The 16,339-nt window shown below is 73.9% G+C and carries 13 protein-coding genes and 1 pseudogene; 6 read left to right on the forward strand and 8 right to left on the reverse strand.

The features are described from left to right. Positions 1–245: 245 nt before the first annotated feature. From AMK16_RS21225 to AMK16_RS21250, 6 genes and pseudogenes are all read right to left on the reverse strand, one after another. Positions 246–1,421, reverse strand: a complete 1,176-nt coding sequence (locus AMK16_RS21225) for a hypothetical protein (RefSeq protein ID WP_073918157.1) — start codon at positions 1,419–1,421, stop codon at positions 246–248. Between the two features lie 160 nt (positions 1,422–1,581). Next, positions 1,582–3,525, reverse strand: coding sequence for a helix-turn-helix domain-containing protein (locus tag AMK16_RS21230; RefSeq protein ID WP_073918160.1), 1,944 nt, complete (start codon positions 3,523–3,525; stop codon positions 1,582–1,584). Positions 3,526–3,757: 232 nt separating this feature from the next. Continuing rightward, positions 3,758–5,164 carry an MFS transporter gene (locus tag AMK16_RS21235; RefSeq protein ID WP_073918162.1) on the reverse strand — a complete coding sequence of 469 codons (1,407 nt, stop codon included), beginning with the start codon at positions 5,162–5,164 and terminating at the stop codon, positions 3,758–3,760. A gap of 115 nt (positions 5,165–5,279) precedes the next feature. Beyond that, complete coding sequence (locus tag AMK16_RS21240) at positions 5,280–6,065, reverse strand: 3-hydroxybutyrate dehydrogenase (RefSeq protein ID WP_073918844.1); 786 nt, start codon at positions 6,063–6,065, stop codon at positions 5,280–5,282. 265 nt (positions 6,066–6,330) lie between these two features. Further along, a pseudogene (locus AMK16_RS37360) lies at positions 6,331–6,474 on the reverse strand (succinyl-CoA--3-ketoacid-CoA transferase); the annotation flags it as partial. Positions 6,475–6,633: 159 nt separating this feature from the next. Further along, on the reverse strand, positions 6,634–7,071 hold the full coding sequence (locus AMK16_RS21250) for a nuclear transport factor 2 family protein (RefSeq protein ID WP_073918164.1): 438 nt from the start codon (positions 7,069–7,071) through the stop codon (positions 6,634–6,636). An 87-nt stretch (positions 7,072–7,158) separates the two neighbouring features. Here AMK16_RS21250 and AMK16_RS21255 point away from each other — a divergent pair, with 87 nt between their 5' ends. The 4 genes from AMK16_RS21255 (at position 7,159) to AMK16_RS21270 (ending at position 10,362) form a co-directional block, all read left to right on the forward strand. After that, a complete protein-coding gene (locus AMK16_RS21255; RefSeq protein WP_073918846.1) occupies positions 7,159–7,728 on the forward strand; it encodes a PadR family transcriptional regulator in 570 nt (189 codons plus the stop codon). Continuing rightward, positions 7,715–8,539, forward strand: coding sequence for an SGNH/GDSL hydrolase family protein (locus AMK16_RS21260; RefSeq protein WP_073918166.1), 825 nt, complete (start codon positions 7,715–7,717; stop codon positions 8,537–8,539). Before AMK16_RS21255 ends, AMK16_RS21260 begins: the two co-directional genes overlap by 14 nt. A 267-nt stretch (positions 8,540–8,806) precedes the next feature. After that, on the forward strand, positions 8,807–9,340 hold the full coding sequence (locus AMK16_RS21265) for a hypothetical protein (RefSeq protein ID WP_073918168.1): 534 nt from the start codon (positions 8,807–8,809) through the stop codon (positions 9,338–9,340). Between the two features lie 128 nt (positions 9,341–9,468). Continuing rightward, positions 9,469–10,362, forward strand: a complete 894-nt coding sequence (locus AMK16_RS21270; protein WP_073918169.1) for a sigma-70 family RNA polymerase sigma factor — start codon at positions 9,469–9,471, stop codon at positions 10,360–10,362. 148 nt (positions 10,363–10,510) lie between these two features. Here AMK16_RS21270 and AMK16_RS21275 read toward each other — a convergent pair whose 3' ends face one another. Further along, the gene (locus AMK16_RS21275; protein WP_073918171.1) at positions 10,511–10,855 is read right to left on the reverse strand and encodes a MazG-like family protein; all 345 of its coding nucleotides are present in this window, start codon (positions 10,853–10,855) and stop codon (positions 10,511–10,513) included. Positions 10,856–11,328: 473 nt separating this feature from the next. Between AMK16_RS21275 and AMK16_RS38140 the strand changes: the two genes are divergently transcribed. Then, the gene (locus tag AMK16_RS38140) at positions 11,329–13,401 is read left to right on the forward strand and encodes an RICIN domain-containing protein (protein WP_274535377.1); all 2,073 of its coding nucleotides are present in this window, start codon (positions 11,329–11,331) and stop codon (positions 13,399–13,401) included. A 115-nt stretch (positions 13,402–13,516) separates the two neighbouring features. Next, positions 13,517–14,200: a hypothetical protein gene (locus tag AMK16_RS21285; protein ID WP_073918172.1), complete on the forward strand. Its 684-nt coding sequence runs from the start codon at positions 13,517–13,519 to the stop codon at positions 14,198–14,200. Here the strand turns inward: AMK16_RS21285 and AMK16_RS21290 are convergent. Further along, a complete protein-coding gene (locus tag AMK16_RS21290) occupies positions 14,173–16,338 on the reverse strand; it encodes a bifunctional serine/threonine-protein kinase/ABC transporter substrate-binding protein (protein ID WP_073918174.1) in 2,166 nt (721 codons plus the stop codon). The two genes, AMK16_RS21285 and AMK16_RS21290, sit on opposite strands and share 28 nt — an antisense overlap. Between the last annotated feature and the right edge of the window lies 1 nt (position 16,339).

A 16,339-nucleotide genomic window follows, 5' to 3' on the forward strand; every position in this document is an offset into this window, starting at 1 on the left:
GGTGCGGCGCGTCCGGGGCGCCACGGCAGCCGCCGGGCGCGGCGGGCCGTCGGCTGCCCGGCCCGTGGCCGCCGGGCACGCGGAGGCGGCCCGGGGCGGGCACTGCCTCGTCATACGTGTGCGAACCATGGGCCGAGTGTACGGCCGGTGGGAGCCCGCGGATCCCACCCCGCGCGCCCGGGCTCCGTCCGCGGCCCGTATACGCCTCGTATACGGCCGGCCCTGTCCGCGGGCGGGCCCGGCCGTCACTTCTCGTAGTTGGTGAGGACGCAGCCCTCGGTCTGTGCCTTCTCCAGGCGGTATCCCGCCGGTGCCCGGAAGCCCGGCTCGCAGTTCAGGGAGAGGAACTGCAGCTGGTAGAGACCGTCGCGGACCGCACGGCTGTTGGTCTCCACCGCGATGTTCTCGCCGACCAGGAGCCTGCTCGCGGTGGCCTTGAGGCGTCCGTCGTCCTTGAGGTCGGCCTGCTGGGCGGCCTTCGCCTTGTTCTGCAGGGTTTTCATGTCACGCACCACGTCGAGCCAGTTCAGGTCGTGGGCCCGCTGCTCCCCCGCCGGTTCGCCGCAGATGGCGCGTTCCCTGATGCCCCACGCGAGCTGCTCGCCCTCCACGACCGGCTGGTAGTCGATCGAGGAGGCGGCGACGGCGTCGGGTGCGGCGGACATGTGCGTGCAGTCGACGGTATGGGGGTGCACGAGCTTCTTCAGCTCGTCCATGCTGCCCGCCCGGGGCAGGCCGAGGCTGCCCTGTGCGGGCCCGCCGGGCTTCGCGGACTGCCCGCCCGCCGAGGCCGGGTCCTCCTGGGGGGTCTGGAAGTTCGGGCTGCCCTCGCCGTCCGAGCTCCCGACGAAGTCGCTGAGTACGCAACCGTCGACCAGTGCCTTCTCCCGCTTGTAGCCCTCGGGTACGGCGAAGGTCGGATTGCAGGTGAGGATGCGCAGGTCCGACTGGGCGAGGGCGAGGGCCGTCTTGGTCTCGGTCGGTGTGACGGCGTAGTGCTCGCCCACGAAGACCCGGCTGTTGAGGCCGTACGCACCGCGGCCGGCCGCGATCTCGTCCATGACGTGCTGCTTGTAGCCCGCCTGGAACTCCTTCATGTCGGCGGCCGTGTAGAAGACGATCTCGCCGTGTCCGGTGCGGTCGCTGCACACGCCGCGCTCGGTCACGGACCACTTGCCGGGCGTCGTGAGGTCGGTCAGCGGCAGCCGGCCGTCGTCGGGCTTGGTGCCCATGTTCTCGCAGGACGCGTACCGCTGGACGTACTTCTGCGCCTCGGCCAGGGATCCGGGCGTCGCGACGGGGGCAGTGACGGCTCCCGTCGCGGCGGCCTGCCGGCCGCCGGGCTCGGAGTCCTCGCAGGCGGTGAGGGCGGCGCAGGAGGCGAGGAGGACGGTCGCGGCGAGGACCCGCTGTAGGCGCATGGTGTGCTTTCGTCTGGCATGGGCACGCACGGGGCGTGGGCGTATGGCGTGCACATGCTAGACGTGGTGGTCGATGTGGATCAAAGGCGGCCACTGCATGGCGTCCCCATCTGCCGCCGCGGCAAACGGTGTTGCCGTGGGCGACGCGCCGCACGCCCCCTCAGGCGGGCGGACCGTCCTCGCCGACCGCGGGCGCGGGGCCGGCCACCGAGACCTGGTGGATCCGCAGGGCCAGCTGGAGTTCCAGGGCACGTTCCGGGCGCTGCCAGTCCCGGCCGAGGAGCCGTCCGATGCGGTCCAGGCGCTGCACCACCGTGTTCACGTGGAGGTGCAGCGCCGCCTTGGTCTTGGCCTGGCTCATCCCGAGGGCGAAGTAGGTGCGCAGGGTGTGGGTGAGGTCGGTGCCTCGCCTGGCGTCGTAGGCCAGGAGCGGGCCCAGCGTCCGGCGCACGTATGCGCCCAGGTCGGCGTGGTCCCCCAGGAGGATGCCGACGAAGCCCAGGTCGGCCAGGGCCGCCCCGGTCCCCCGGTTGCCCAGGGCGTGCAGGGCGGCCAGCGCGCGGCGGGCTTCGGCGTGGGCGCGGGCGAAGTCCGGGGGCCCGGTCACGGGGCGGCCCGCGGCCCCGACGGTGACCGGGGCGGCCACCGCCTGGGCCAGTTCGGCGGCGAGCCCGGCGGCGCAGTCGCTGGGGTTGTCCGAGGGACAGATGAGGACGACGTCCTCGTGGTGCTGCCCGGCCAGGCCCTTGCGCGCCCGCGCGGTGCGGGCGGCCACCGCCAGCAGTCGCGGGCGCGGGACGGTGTCGGCGTGCAGGACGAACACCGCGTGCGGCTGGGCGAGGTTCACGCCGAGGCGGCGGGCGCGGGCGGCCAGTCCGGCGGGGTCGGCGGCGCGGGTGAGGAGGTCGCCGAGCAGTTCGCCGCGTACCCGGTCCTCGGTCTCGGTCACCGAGCGGCGCAGGAGCAGCAGCAGGGCGGTGACGACGCTGGCCCGTTCGAAGAGGCGGCGGTCGGCGTCCGTCAGGTCGGCGCGGCCGGTGAGCGCGATGCTGCCGAGCAGTTCGTGTCCGGCGAGGACCGCGCACACCCAGGTGCCCTGGACGGGCACGGCGCGGCCGCCCGCCCGGGAGGCGGCCACGGCCTGGGGGGCCGGGGGCAGGGGGTCCGCGCCGGCCCGGGCCAGTTCGGCTCCATCCGCGTCGTGGATGAGCATGCCGCCCTGGAGGACGGCTCCGATGGCGGTGGCCACTTCGGTGATGCCGGCGCCCCGCAGGACCAGGTCGGTCAGCCGGTCGTGGGCGTCCTCGGCCCGTCGCATGGCCTGGCTGTGGGCCTCGATCGTCTGGGAGGCGGCGTTGAGTTCGACGAGCGCGTTGCGCGTCTCCTCCAGCAGCCGGGCACTGTCGATGGCGATGGCGGCGTGGTCGGCGAGGGAGGCCAGCAGGGCGACCTCGTCCGGGGTGAAGGTGCGCGCGGTGCGGTCCGCCGCGTAGAGGACGCCGATGACGCGGGTGCCCAGGCGCAGCGGCACGCCGAGGATGGCCCGCAGTCCTTCCTCGGCGACGGCGCTGTCGATGGTGGCGGTGTGCTTGAAGCGCGGGTCGTCGCGGTAGTCGCCGGTCGTGTAGGGGCGGGCCGTTTCGGCGACGAGCCCGCCCAGCCCCTCGCCCATGCCGAGGCGCACCTGCTGGAAGGCGGCCGAAACGGAGCCGTCGGTGACCCGCATGTAGGTGTCGCCGGCCTCGTCGTCGTTGAGCGAGAGGTAGGTGACGTCCGTGCCGAGGAGGAGTTTGGCGCGGTGGACGATGGCCCGCAGTACGGCGTCCAGGTCGCGCAGCCCCGCGAGGTCCCCGGCGGTGTCGAAGAGCGCCGCCAGTTCGGCTTCGCGCCGGCGGTGCTGGCTGAGCGTGCGGCGGATGGTGAGCGCCACCTGCGTGGCCTCGGCGACGGCATGGATCTGCGCGGCGGGCAGGCCGGCCCGGCGGGCCGTCTCGGCGGGCTGCGCGAAGTGTTCGGCCGGGGCGCCCTGCGCCAGCAGGTCCAACAGGTGCCGCAGGGCGGTCCACGCCTCCCCGTCGCCGGGGTGCGTCGCGGGGTGGGGCATGTCGGCTCTCCGTGGTGCTGGGCGGGTGGCGCGGGGACGTGCCGGGTGGCGCGGGGACGTGCCGGGACGGCCCGGTGCGGCGCGGGGCGCAGCACCGGCCGGGGCCGCCGCCGTCGCCGGCCTTGCGGCCGGGCCGGCGACGGCCTCGTACTGGACGTACTCGCGTGGTCCGGCAACGCCGCGAGGTGCCGTGCCGGGCGCCGCGACCCGGTGAACCCCGCCGGTCACAGCATTAGCTGCCCGCGGAGACCTGACCTGTCTCGGCCTGGCGGCCGCCCGGAACCGGGGCGGCGGCCCGGCCGTGCGACCGGGACAGGCTACGCCCGCGCGTCTCGCGCGCCGCCAGGACGGTCACGCTCGTGACCGCCGCCGCCGCGGCGAGGTAGATCGAGACCGGCAGGGCGGAGCCGTAGTCGTCGAGGAGGGCGACCGCGATGATCGGGGCGAGGGCGCCGCCGATGATGGAGGCGAGCTGGGAGCCCATCGAGGCGCCGGAGTAGCGGACCTTGGTGTCGAACATCTCGGAGATGAAGGCGGCCTGGGGCCCGTACATCGCTCCGTGGAAGAGCAGTCCGATGGTGACGGCCGCGGTGATGGCCGGGAAGGACTTGGAGTCGAGCATCGCGAAGAACGCGAAGGCCCAGCCGATCATGCCGACGGAGCCGATGAGGGTGACCGGCCGGCGGCCGATCCGGTCCGAAAGGGCGCCCCATGCCGGGATGGTGACGAAGTGGACGGCCGAGCCGATCAGTACGGCGTTCAGACCCGCGCTCTTGGACAGGCCCAGGTGGGTGGTCACGTAGACCAGCAGGAAGGCCGTGATGATGTAGTAGGAGATGTTCTCGCCGAGACGGGTGCCGACGGCGGTGAGGACGCCGCGCCAGTTCGTCCGGAACACCTCCACCACCGGCGGCTTGTGTGCGGCGCCGGCGTCAGCGTGCTCGGCGGCCTTGGCCTGGGCTTCGAGGAAGACCGGGGATTCGGAGACGGACACGCGGATCCACAGGCCGATCGCCACCAGTACCCCGGAGAGCAGGAAGGGGATCCGCCAGCCCCAGGCGAGGAAGGTCTCGTCGGACTGGACGGCGGCCAGCAGGGCCAGCACGCCGGTGGCGAGCAGGTTGCCGCCGGGGGCTCCGGCCTGGGGCCAGGAGGCCCAGAAGCCGCGGTGCTCGTCGTCCCCGTGCTCGGAGACGAGCAGGACCGCCCCGCCCCACTCGCCGCCGAGGGCGAAGCCCTGGATCAGGCGCAGCAGGGTGAGCAGGACCGGTGCGCCGACGCCGATGCCGGCGTGGGTGGGCAGCAGGCCCATCGCGAACGTGGCGCCACCCATCAGCACGAGGCTGAGGACGAGGAGCTTCTTGCGGCCGATCTTGTCCCCGTAGTGGCCGAAGACCACGCCGCCCAGGGGGCGGGCAGCGAAGCCGATCGCGTAGGTGAGGAAGGCGAGGAGGGTGCCGACCAGCGGCTCACTGCTGGGGAAGAACAGCTTGTTGAAGACCAGCGCGGCGGCCGAGCCGTAGAGGAAGAAGTCGTACCACTCGATGGTGGTGCCGATGAGGCCGGCGCTGATGATGCGGCCGATGCCGGCCCGGCGGGCCGGGGTTGCCTGGGACGGCCGGGATGTCTGCGATGCCATGGCGGGGGTACCCACATTTCGGCTGGGGACGGACGGAGGGGCGAGCGGGGGCGAACGGAGGGGTGACCGGGTGACCCGGGGGGTGGGGTGAGCGGGGTGGGCCCGGCGCGGTCGTTCAGGCGGCGGTCCAGCCGCCGTCCAGCGGGATCGATGCGCCGGTGAGGTAGCCGCTGTGGGGGCCGCAGAGCCATACGACGACGCCGGCGACCTCCTCCGGTTCGATCAGCCGCTTGATCGCGGAGCGGCTGAGCAACACCTCGCCGACCACCTGGCCGGCGTCGATGCCGTGTGCGGCGGCCTGGGCCGCGATCTGCCGTTCCACCAACGGGGTGCGCACGTAGCCGGGGTTGACGCAGTTGCTGGTGATGCCGTGCGGGGCGCCTTCGAGGGCCGCCACCTTGCTCAGGCCCTCCAGGCCGTGCTTCGCAGTCACGTAACCGGCCTTGAAGGCGCTGGCCCGCAGGCCGTGGACGCTGGAGATGTTGACGATGCGGCCCCAGCCGCGTGCGCGCATGTGCGGCATGGTCCGGCGGAGCAGCAGGAAGGGGGCCTGCACCATCACCTTCTGGATGAGCTCGAACCGCTCCGGGGGGAAGTCGGCCAGGGGGGCCACGTGCTGGAGACCGGCGTTGTTGACCAGGATGTCGATGTCGGCCGGCAGCTCCTCGACGAGTGCGCCGTGGGCGAGGTCCACCACATGGGCCCGCCCGCCCGTCTCCTGCGCGGCGGCCGCGGCTGCTTCGGCGTCGATGTCCACCACGTGGACCAGCGCCCCCGCCGCGGCGAGCGCCCTGGCGCAGGCGCGTCCGATTCCGCTGCCGGCGCCGGTCACCAGGGCGGTGCGGCCCGCCAGGTCGACACCTGCTGTCCCGTCGAACGCGGGAGTGATTCCGCTTGTCATGGCGGGAAGCATGCGTGACGCGGACGCGTCACTCCCATGGGTGTGCCCACCACAGTCGGGCCGCCGCAGGTGTGGGTGTCCCCCAGGGTCCGGCTCCGTACGCCACCTGCCCGTGGTCCCCCCGGAGGCCGGGGCCGTGGCCTGGGGTGCGCAGCCGGTGTCGGCGATGACGTAGTGGCCCGGCGGGGACTCCCCCAGGGTGTGGGCGACGAAGATGCCGGAGAGCCCCATGCCCTGCTGCGAGCCCTTGGCGCAGGCGCGGCCGGCCCCGCCCCGTGAGCGGAAGTCCGCACGTCTCCACCGGTGCGGGAGAGCCGTCCCGCGCGGTGTGTTCCATCAGCACGGTCACCCGCCGGGCCCCGTGGACCGGGTCCATGGCGCCGCCCAGCCCCTTGACGGTCCGGCCGGGGACCACCCGACGGCCCCGGTCATGGCGTTCTGCCCCACAATCCGCCTGGCGGGCATGTGCCCGTGGACCACCCGCCGATCCGGCTCCCGGACGGCCCGGGTCGTCCGGGCCGTCCCGTTCGTCCGGCTGGCCCGGTACCTGCCCTGCCGGGCGGGCCTCTCAGGCCGGGGCCGTGCCGGGGCCCGGGACGAGGCCGTCGGCGACCAGGCCGTCGAGGACCGCCTGCCCCAGGGCCTGCACGGCCGACTGCGGGCGGACCATCACGGTGAACTCCTTGACCCGGCCCGCCCCGTCGAACTGGAGCAGGTCGATCCCGTGGATCTGCCTGCCGTTCACGACGGCCCGGAAGGGCAGGATCGCCGACGGCGCCTCCTGTCCGTCGGAGCTGGTCTCGGCGGCGCCCTCGAAGTACCCGACGTACCGGAGGTCTTCGAAGGTGCGCAGCAGGACCCCGAAGAGACCCATGACCATCCGCCTGCCCTCGAAGGGGGTGAACTTGACCGGACTGTAGAGCCTGATGTCCTCGGCGAACAGGTCCTCCAGCGCGGCGAGATCACGCTTCTCCACGGCGGCGCGGAATCGTTCGGCAGTCTCCATGACCCCTCCTGATACTCAAGAAAATGACTATTCACTTTCTTGCGTATGATGCACCGGACCGGCGAGGCAAGGGAAGGGGTGGCCGCGATGGCCCTGCGACACGCCGTGCTGGCGGCGCTGCTGGACGGCGACTACAGCGGGTACCAGCTGGCGAAGGTCTTCGACGTGAGCGTCGGCAACTTCTGGCACGCGCTCCCCCAGCAGCTGTACGCCGAGTTGGCCAAGCTGGAGAAGGAGGGACTGGTCGCCGGCCGCCAGGTGGTCCAGGAGACCCGGCCCAACAAGCGGGTGTTCCAGGTGACGGATGCCGGTCGCGCCGCGCTGGAAGCCTTCGCCGTGGCCGCGGCGAAGCCGTCGGTCATCCGCGACGACCTGCTCGTCAAGGTCCAGAGCGCCGACCGCATCGGCACCGGCCCGGTGATCGAACAGCTGGAGGAGCGGGCTGCCGCGGCCGAAACGAAGATCGAATTCCTCGAAGGGCTGCTGCGGGAGATGCGCGGCGACCTCGACGAGGAGGAGTTCTTGCTGCGGGGCGAGCGGATCGGCGGATACCTGACCTGCCTGCGCGGCGTCACCTTCGAACGGGGGCACCGGGACTGGTGCCTGGAGACCGCGGCCACCCTGAGGAAGAGGCGGACGACCGATGCCCGGCACTGAGTACCTGCGGTACGTCGCACTGGGCGACAGCCAGACCGAGGGCGTCGGGGACGGGGACGACACCACCGGCCTCCGCGGCTTCGCCGACCGGCTCGCCGAGCACCTCGCGGTGGTCGACCCGGCCGTCCGGTACGCCAATCTGGCGGTACGGGGCCGCCTCGCCGCCCAGGTCCGCGCGCAGCAGCTGGCGCCCGCCCTGGCCCTGCGCCCCGACCTGGTCACCGTCGTCGCCGGGGTCAACGACCTGCTCCGGCCCCGGTTCGACGCGGTGGAGGTGGCCGGACACCTGGAGGAGATGTTCGCCGCGTTCACGGCGGCCGGCGCGCACGTGGTGACGGTGACCTTCCCCGACCTCGGCGAGATCGTGCCCTTGGCCCGGCCGCTCGGATCGCGCGTGTCGGGTCTCAATTCCCGCATCCGCGCCGCCGCCGCCCGGCACGGGGTCACGGTCGCCGACATCGGCGGGCAGGCCATCGCCCGCGACCCGCGACTGTGGACGGCCGACCGCCTGCACGCCAGCCCCCTGGGCCACGAACGGATCGCCGCCGCCCTCGCCCGGGCCGTCCGGCTGCCGGGGAGCGACGATGCCTGGACGCTCCCGCTGCCGCCCCGGACGCTGCCCGGCCCGTGGCAGGCGACCGCAGCGGAACTGCGCTGGGCGGCCGGTTTCCTGGGCCCCTGGGTCGCCCGGCGCGTACGGGGCCGGTCCTCCGGCGACGGCCGCACCGCGAAACGCCCCCGGCTCCTTCCCGTGGGCGCGGCTGCGGGCGGCGCCGCGGAGGTCGCGCGGACGGAGACCGAAGGGGCGTGAAGCCGCGCCCCAACTGGACCGCCTTCACGGGCAGTCCGCTGCCCGACGCCCCGCAGGGCATCCACGCCGGCGCCCGGCCCACGCCGACGCCGATCCCGTCCACATGTTCCACCCCCGCCGGCCGGGCTACGTCAACCGCTCGTACAATCTGCTTCCCGGAGACATATTGCTCTTCCGGTACAAGGGTCACAGCGGCTACGACCACACGGCCGTGGCCAGGAACGGGGGGAAGATCGTGGAGGTCGGTACCCTGAGGCCGAGGTCCCGGTGAGGTACGGGCCGGCCCTGCGGGCCGCACTCGGCTGCACCCTGTCGCTGGGCGTGCTGACCGCCTGCTCGGCGCAGTACGCCGCCGAGCAGACGAACTTCACCGGCGACTACAGCAGCCACCCGCCGCTCGCCGTCGTCGGGTATCCGTCCACGGGGTCGTTGGGGATCACCCAGCAGGTGGTGTGGCGGATCGCCGACGGGGACGCCGACGCGCTGGCGGCCCTCGTGTCCGACGACCGGGGCGAGGGCGTCCCCGAGAAGACCGCCGAGAACTGGATCACAGCGTTCCGCAAGGGCGCCCGCGGGAAGGTCACCGCGGAGTTCTACGACGAGGGTTCGTACCGGCAGACCGTCGTGCTCTACCTGCACGACACCGGTCAGATCAAAGGGATCTACGTCCGGGCCGTGAGCGTGGACCACAAGGACGTGTGGCGGGTGGGCATGGCCGAACCGGATCCCGGTGAAGCCACCGCCGTGGAACCCTGGGTACCGAAGACGCCCGGCGAGCTCGGCTCCAAGAGGGCGGGGTGAGCTGACCGGCTCCCGGCATGCACGAGGGGCGCCGCTCCGTGGGGAACCACGGGGCGGCGCCCTTCGCCGCGCCACCGGTCGGTTATCGTCCGTCACCTGGCGGATGTGACGGACACGGGGATGTGACAGTGAGCGGAAAAGACGATCTGGCGCGGCGCTTCGAGGAACACCGCGGCCACCTGCGGGCGGTCGCCTACCGCATGCTCGGCTCGCTCAGCGAGGCGGAGGACGCCGTTCAGGAAGCCTGGCTCAAGCTCGGCCGCGCGGACGCCGATGCCGTCGACAACCTGGGCGGGTGGCTGACCACGGCGGTCGGCCGGGTGTGCCTGGACATGCTGCGGTCGCGCACCAGCCGGCGCGAGGATCCGCTGCACGACCAGGAGGGGCTGGTACGCCTCCCGGACCCGGTCGTCGGCCGGGCGGACGGCCTCGACCCGGAGCAGGAGGTCCTGCTCGCCGACTCGGTCGGCACCGCGCTGATGGTGGTACTGGAGACGCTCGCCCCCGCCGAGCGGCTGGCCTTCGTGCTGCACGACATGTTCGCCGTGCCCTTCGACGACATCGCCCCGGTCCTCGGGCGGACTTCCGCCACCACGCGCCAGCTCGCCAGCCGCGCCCGGCGCCGGGTCCAGGGTGCGGCGCCCGCTCCGGACACCGACCGCGCCCGCCTGCGTACGATCGTCGACGCGTTCCTGGCCGCCGCGCGCGGCGGCGACTTCGAGGCTCTTGTGGCTCTCCTCGATCCCGAGATCGTGGCCCGCTCCGACGGCGGCACGCTGCTGCCCAGCGTGCTGCGGCGCGGCGCGTCCGAGGTCGCCTCGCAGGCGATCGCCTTCGCCCGGTTCGCCGAATCCGGCCGTCCGGTGCTGGTCAACGGCCTGCCCGGCGTGGTCTCCCTGGCGCAGGGCAGGCCGCTTTCGGTCATGGCCTTCACGGTCCGGGCCGGCAGGATCACCGCGCTGGACATCCTGACGGACCCGGAACGCCTGGCGCGCCTGGACCTGAGCGCCATCGACGCCTGACCCGCCGCTGCCTGCCGGCCGGGTGGGGCCCGGGCGGGGACGCCGGCCGGCCGGAGCAGGATCACGGGCTGGGGGCAGGGGCCCAGGGGCTGGAGCTGGGGCAGGGGCCCCAGCTACGGCCGGGGCTGGGGCCGGGGCGGGGACACGGTCAGGTGGCGGTGTCCGCCGCCGGTGGGGGCAGGAACTTGGCCGCCTTCAGCGCGAGTTGCGCCGTGAAGTAGGCCGACGCATCGGGGCGCATCCGGGCGAGGGCCACCATGCCCGTGATGACGACGTCGCAGACCTCGTCGTGGACGTCCTCCCAGCTGTGGGAGCGCCCCTTGCGCGGGTTGGTGCCCTTGGCGCCGATCACGGCCTGGGCCGCTTCGCCGAACTCCTCGCCGATCTTCAGCACTTGCAGCAGGTGACTCTCCTCTGGCGGCAGGCCCAGCTCGGCGTCGGCGGCGTCGAAGCGGTCGGCGAGGGCGGTGATGGTGTCCCACGAGGCGGTCACGGCGCGCGGTGCCTTTCTGTCCCGTTGCCCATTGGCGGAAACCCCGCCGAACAGGGACAGCACCCTACCGGCGGGGCAGGGCCGGTCGGCAGGGGCGCACACGCCCACGACGCCCCGCAGCGGCCTCGATTGTCCCCTTGGTGTGGCTGTCGGTGGGATGCGGATGGTTCCTCACGGGTCGTGACGGAGGGAATTCGACAGGTAGTAATTAGATGAATCCCTGACTGAATTCCCGTCAATAGGCCCGCACCGTATATCTCGATTTGATAACGACTCCTTAGGTATGGCCTGGACCAATGGACCGCGACGCGCGTAACTGCCCTTTCTGCTAAGCATTTTGATAGTTCGTCAGATCCGGTCAACAGGTAACGGAACGATTTCTCGAAGCGCACTCCCCTTTGTCCGAATTCTCCGCGGCATTCGTCTGGCAGGCTTCCGCGCACCCACCCATCCGCTCACGATTTGAGGTGCCCATGACAGGACGACGCAGACGGCGCGAACACCGCCGCAAGCCACGGCGGTTGGTACTCCTCACCGCCGCCATGGCCGCGGCGGGTGTGCTCGCCGCAGGCATCGCCTACTCCGGCATCGGTGACGGCGCCCAGGCCGCGGCTCCCGTCGAGGCCGCCGGCGCCGAGACGGCCGCGCCCGCCGCCGCACCCGCCCGCGACCAGGAGCCGGAGCCGATATCCGGCGCGCCCGCCAACGAGAACGCGCGCGGCATGATCTACGACGGCCTCAAGGCCGCGCCGAAGGGCGACCGCTGCGTCGGTGTCTACCGCACCGACGCCGGCCTGTGCACCCACGGCCCCGACGCCCCGCCCCAGGGCGTCGACATCACGAAGGACATCGCGCCCGCCGTCAAGGCGAGCGCCCCGGCGGCCGACCCGGCCCGCCCCGCGACCGACGACCCGGCGACCACGGAAGGCGGCGGGCGTCCTCAGGACGCGCCCGCCGCCGACGCCGCCTCCGCCAAGGCCTCGGCGCCCCAGCCCGCCCCCGCCGCCTCCGCCGGAGGCCAGGCCGTCGCGGCCGGCCCCGCGGGCCAGACCGTCCAGTGCGACGGCGACGGCAGCACCGGCAACCGCGTGCAGGTGGTCTACGTCCACGGCGCCGGCCGCGACCGCTACTCCGAGTACGTCGCCTCCTTCCGCAAGTGGGCGGCCGACGCCGACCTCATCTACGCGACGAGCGCCCAGGAGACCGGCGGAGTACGCCACATCCGCTACGTGACGGCCGCCGACTGCACCCCGACGGTGCTCAACATCGAGCTCCCGGACTCGGCGCTCTCCGAGTTCAGCGCGACCAACGCCGCGCTCGCGGGCAAGGGCCTCGACCGCCGCGACCGCAAGTACATGATCTTCGCGGACACCCAGGTCTACTGCGGCATCGGCACCTTCAACGGTGACGAGCGGCCCGGCCAGGCCAACCAGAGCAACTTCGGCCCCTCCTACGGGCGCACGGACTCCGGCTGCTGGGGCGGCCACACCGCCGCGCACGAACTCGGCCACAACCTGGGCGCGGTCAACAACAGCGCCCCGAACACCAGCCGCGGCGCGCACTGCACCGACGAGTTCGACGTCATGTGCTACTCGGACACCCCGTACTACCCGCAGATGCGCAACGTCTGCACCAACCAGGCGGCCGAGAACATCCTGGACTGCAACCACGACGACTACTTCCACACCAGTCCGAAGGCCGGCAGCTACCTGGCGACGCACTGGAACATCGCCGACAACCAGTTCCTGATGCGGGGCAAGGGCGGTGACGGCACCGACCCGGGTCCGAACCCGAACCCGACACCCACGCCGACCAAGAAGCCCAGCCCGACCCCGACCCCGACCAAGAAGCCCACCGGCGGACCTGCCGTGACGGCTGCCCAGATTCAGGCCACCTCCGTCGTGGTGAGCTGGCCCAAGGTCGAGGGCGCCGCCTGGTACCAGGTCCTGCTGAACGGCAAGCACCTCACCTGGGTCCAGTCCCAGGTGCTGCGCATCTACAACCTCCAGCCCGGCACCTCGTACAAGGTCACCGTCTCCGTCCGCGACAGCTCCGGACGGGACAGCGGACCCGGCAAGGCCGCTTCCTTCCGTACGACGGGTGCGGGCGGCGGGACGACCACCCCGGGCGCCAAGTACCTCCTCGGCAACGGCAGCAGCGGCATGAACGCCGAGGTGTGGGGCGGCCGCGGCGCCGACGGCACCGTGCTCGTCGCCGGCCGCGCCAACGGCTACGCGCAGCAGCAGTGGTACTTCGACGACGCGGGCAGCGGCCGGGTCCGCATCCGCTCCGCGGTGTCCGGCAAGTGCCTCCAGCCCGGCGGCGCCCCCGCCGCCGGCATGTGGGTCGTGCAGCAGCCGTGCGGCGGCAATCCCGCCCAGGCCTGGAAGCTGACCCCCCGCGGCGGTGCGATGACCGTCACGGACCCGAGCGGCGGCTTCGCCCTGACCGTGAGCAACCGCCCCTACTACGGGAACTGGCTGCTCGACCTGCAGCGCGCGGACGGCCGCGCGGCGCAGGCATGGACGGTCCAGAAGGCCGGCTGACGGGCGGCAGCCCCGCAACCGGGCGCCCAGGCGCCCCGTGTCCACCCCCGGCGGACGGCCGCACCGCGCGGCCGTCCGCCGGCCCCTCTCCCCACGCACCCGGAGTACCGCCACGATGCGCAGACGAACCGCTTTCCCGGCCCTCCTGTTCCCCGCCCTCATGGCCGCTCTCGGCCTGACGCTCCTGGCCCCCGCCACGGCCCACGCCCACGGCGACACCGTGAAGGTGGCGGTGACCGGGCAGCGCGACGGCCACGTCACCGCCGATGTCACCTGGCAGAACGACGGGGACGCCGTCGACGAGGCCGTCGCCGGCATGGCGAACGCGGTCAGCGGCGACGGCGCCCGCACCCTGGGCCCCTGGCGGCTGGTCCGCGACCCCGCCGCCGCTCCCGCCGGCTGGATGACGGCCGAAGTGCTGCCGCCGGGTGCCTGGAAGGTCACCGTGGACGTCGGGTTCCCCTCCCTCGGACACGGCACGGGCGAGGTGGCGGTGCCCGTGGTGGACCCCGCGCCGGTCGGCTCCCCGCCGGCCGGCGGCGCACCGGTCCCTTCCGCCTCCGCCCCCGCGCCGAGCGTGCCGGCGGCGTCGCCGGCCGGTCCGACCTCCGGGGCCGCCCCGGCCACCCCGCCCGCCCAGGCGAAGACACCGTCCGCGCAGGCCCCGGACCGCACCGTCTGGTGGACGACGGCAGGCGTGGCGGCTGCCGCGCTCGCCGGCGCGGCGGGCGGTGTGCTGCTCCGCCGCCGGCGGATGCGGCGGATGCGCGCTCAGGGCACGGAGCGGACGTCCGGGTAGAGGCCCAGGTAACGGTAGGCGCCCGACTCGACGCGGTAGAGGTGGGCCGAGCGGTTCCCGGCCAGGGCGTGCGTGTCGCCGTCGAAGGCCAGCGGTTTGGCCAGGCCCTGATGGGTCGTACGGAAGACCCGCCGGGACAGGCCCGCCCGGTCGCGCCCCTCGCCCTCCAGGCCGGTCAGGGCCGCGACCAGCAGGCCCACGGCGTCGTACGCCTCCGTGGCCCAGCGGGCGGGCGCCGTCCCGTGGGCGGCCCGGTACGCGGCGGTGAACCCGGCGGCGTCCGGCACCGCGGCGGGATCGGTGAACAGGGAGCTGAAGATCCAGCCGTCGGCCGCCGGGCCCGCGGTCGAGAGGAACGCGGGCTCCATGGCCTGCTGGATGCCGAGGCGCGGGCCCTGGAACCCGGCCTCGGCAAGTGCCCGGGCGAAGAGCCCGGCGCGCTCCGGGGAGGTGCCGGCGAAGACGGCGGCCTGCGCCCCGGCCCCGGTCAGGGCGCCTGCGGCGGCGGCGAAGTCGGAGCCGCCCGCCGGCATCCGGTGGACGCTCACCGTGCCCTGCGCCGGGGGGCTCTGCTCCAGGACGCGGGTGAGCCGCCAGGCCGGCTCCTGCGCACCGGCGTCCTCCACGACGCCCGTGCGGTGCGAGGGCCGCAGCTGGGAGAGGTAGTACACGATGGCAGAGCCCAGTTGGTCGTCGACGGGGCGGGTGACACACATGGTCCGCCACTGCGTCTGGTACATCTCCGGGCCGTTCACCGACACCAGCAGCTGCGTGAGGTCCGCCGCGAGGCAGGCGGCGGCCACCGCCGGGACGGCGGCGCTCCAGGTGGGTCCGGTGAGGGCGACGACCGTGGGGTCCGCGATGAGTTCGGCGGCCGTCCGCGCCGCGCGCTGCGGATCGCCGGCGTCGTCGCCGACGCGCAGGGCCAGCCGGAAGGGGGCATCGCGCCGGGCGTTGTGTCCGTCCACGGCGAGCCGCATGCCCCGCTCGTGGGCCTGGCCGGTGTCCTTGCCCGGGCCGCTCAGATCCGCCTGGAGGGCGAGGGTGTGGGTACGGAGCCCACCGGCGGGCGGGGTCGCGCCGCCGGTCCGGTCGCGGGTGGCGTACCAGGCGATGGGCGCCCCCGTGACGACGAGCGCTCCCCCGGCCGCGAGCAGCCGCCTGCGGGTGAGGGGCCGTCGGGGTGACGGGGCGTCGAGGCGGGTGGGCTCGGGGGCAGGCAGGTCCAGGGCCCGGGTGGAGCGTTCGGCGATGAGCCGCAGCAGCGGGGCCGGCAGCCACTGGCCGGGCTCCGCGCCGGAGGGATGGCCGGTGGCGCCGGGCGCGCCGCGTCGTGGGTCCGTGAGGAGCGCGCGCAGGTGCGGGAGCGTGGGCCGCGCCGCCGGGTCCTTCGCCAGGCAGGCCGTGACCGGTCCCAGCAACTCGCCCGGGAGCCCTTGAAGTGCGGGCTCCTCGTGCACCGTGCGGAAGACCACCGCCGCCGGGTGCCCGCCGCCGAAGGGCCCGAGGCCGGTCGCGGCGTACGCGAGCACGCACCCCAGGGAGAACACGTCGCTCGGCGGGCCCGGCTCGGGGCCGGCCCCCTGGGCGAGTTCGGGCGCCAGGTAGCCCGGGGTGCCGACGATCGTGTCGACCGCCGTCAGCGTGGTCGCTCCCGTGGCGCGCGCGATCCCGAAGTCGATCAGCCGGGGACCGTCCGCGGCCAGCAGCACATTGCCCGGTTTGACGTCGCGGTGGATGAGCCCGGCCGCGTGCACCTGCTCCAGCGCCTCGGCGAGCCGCGCGCCCAGCGTCCGTACGGTCCCCGCGGGAAGGGGGCCGTACCCGCCCACCGCCTCGGACAGCGCGGGGCCGGGGACGAAGGGGGTGGCGAGCCAGGGCTCGCGCGCTTCCGGGTCCGCGGCGACCACCGGGACGACCCAGCGTCCGGTCAGTCGCCCCGCGGCCTGTGCCTCCCGGCGGAAGCGGGTCCGGAAGGAGGGGTCCGCGGCGCGGTCGGCGCGGATCACCTTGACCGCCACGAGGGTGCCCGCCGGGGAACGGCCCAGGTACACGGTGCCCATGCCGCCCGAACCGAGGCGCCGCAGCAGCCGGTTCCCGCCGATCGCGGAGGGGTCGGCCGCAAGGAGGGGGTGCACG

Source organism: Streptomyces sp. CB00455, assembly GCF_001905445.1.
Lineage (GTDB): Bacteria > Actinomycetota > Actinomycetes > Streptomycetales > Streptomycetaceae > Streptomyces.

Excerpts from the sequence above, each read along its gene's own strand:
- AMK16_RS21225 (WP_073918157.1), bottom strand. The coding sequence starts at position 1,421 with ATGCGCCTACAGCGGGTCCTCGCCGCGACCGTCCTCCTCGCCTCCTGC.
- AMK16_RS21230 (WP_073918160.1), bottom strand. The coding sequence starts at position 3,525 with ATGCCCCACCCCGCGACGCACCCCGGCGACGGGGAGGCGTGGACCGCC.
- AMK16_RS21235 (WP_073918162.1), bottom strand. The coding sequence starts at position 5,164 with ATGGCATCGCAGACATCCCGGCCGTCCCAGGCAACCCCGGCCCGCCGG.
- AMK16_RS21240 (WP_073918844.1), bottom strand. The coding sequence starts at position 6,065 with ATGACAAGCGGAATCACTCCCGCGTTCGACGGGACAGCAGGTGTCGAC.
- AMK16_RS21250 (WP_073918164.1), bottom strand. The coding sequence starts at position 7,071 with ATGGAGACTGCCGAACGATTCCGCGCCGCCGTGGAGAAGCGTGATCTC.
- AMK16_RS21255 (WP_073918846.1), top strand. The coding sequence starts at position 7,159 with ATGGCCCTGCGACACGCCGTGCTGGCGGCGCTGCTGGACGGCGACTAC.
- AMK16_RS21260 (WP_073918166.1), top strand. The coding sequence starts at position 7,715 with ATGCCCGGCACTGAGTACCTGCGGTACGTCGCACTGGGCGACAGCCAG.
- AMK16_RS38140 (WP_274535377.1), top strand. The coding sequence starts at position 11,329 with ATGACAGGACGACGCAGACGGCGCGAACACCGCCGCAAGCCACGGCGG.
- AMK16_RS21285 (WP_073918172.1), top strand. The coding sequence starts at position 13,517 with ATGCGCAGACGAACCGCTTTCCCGGCCCTCCTGTTCCCCGCCCTCATG.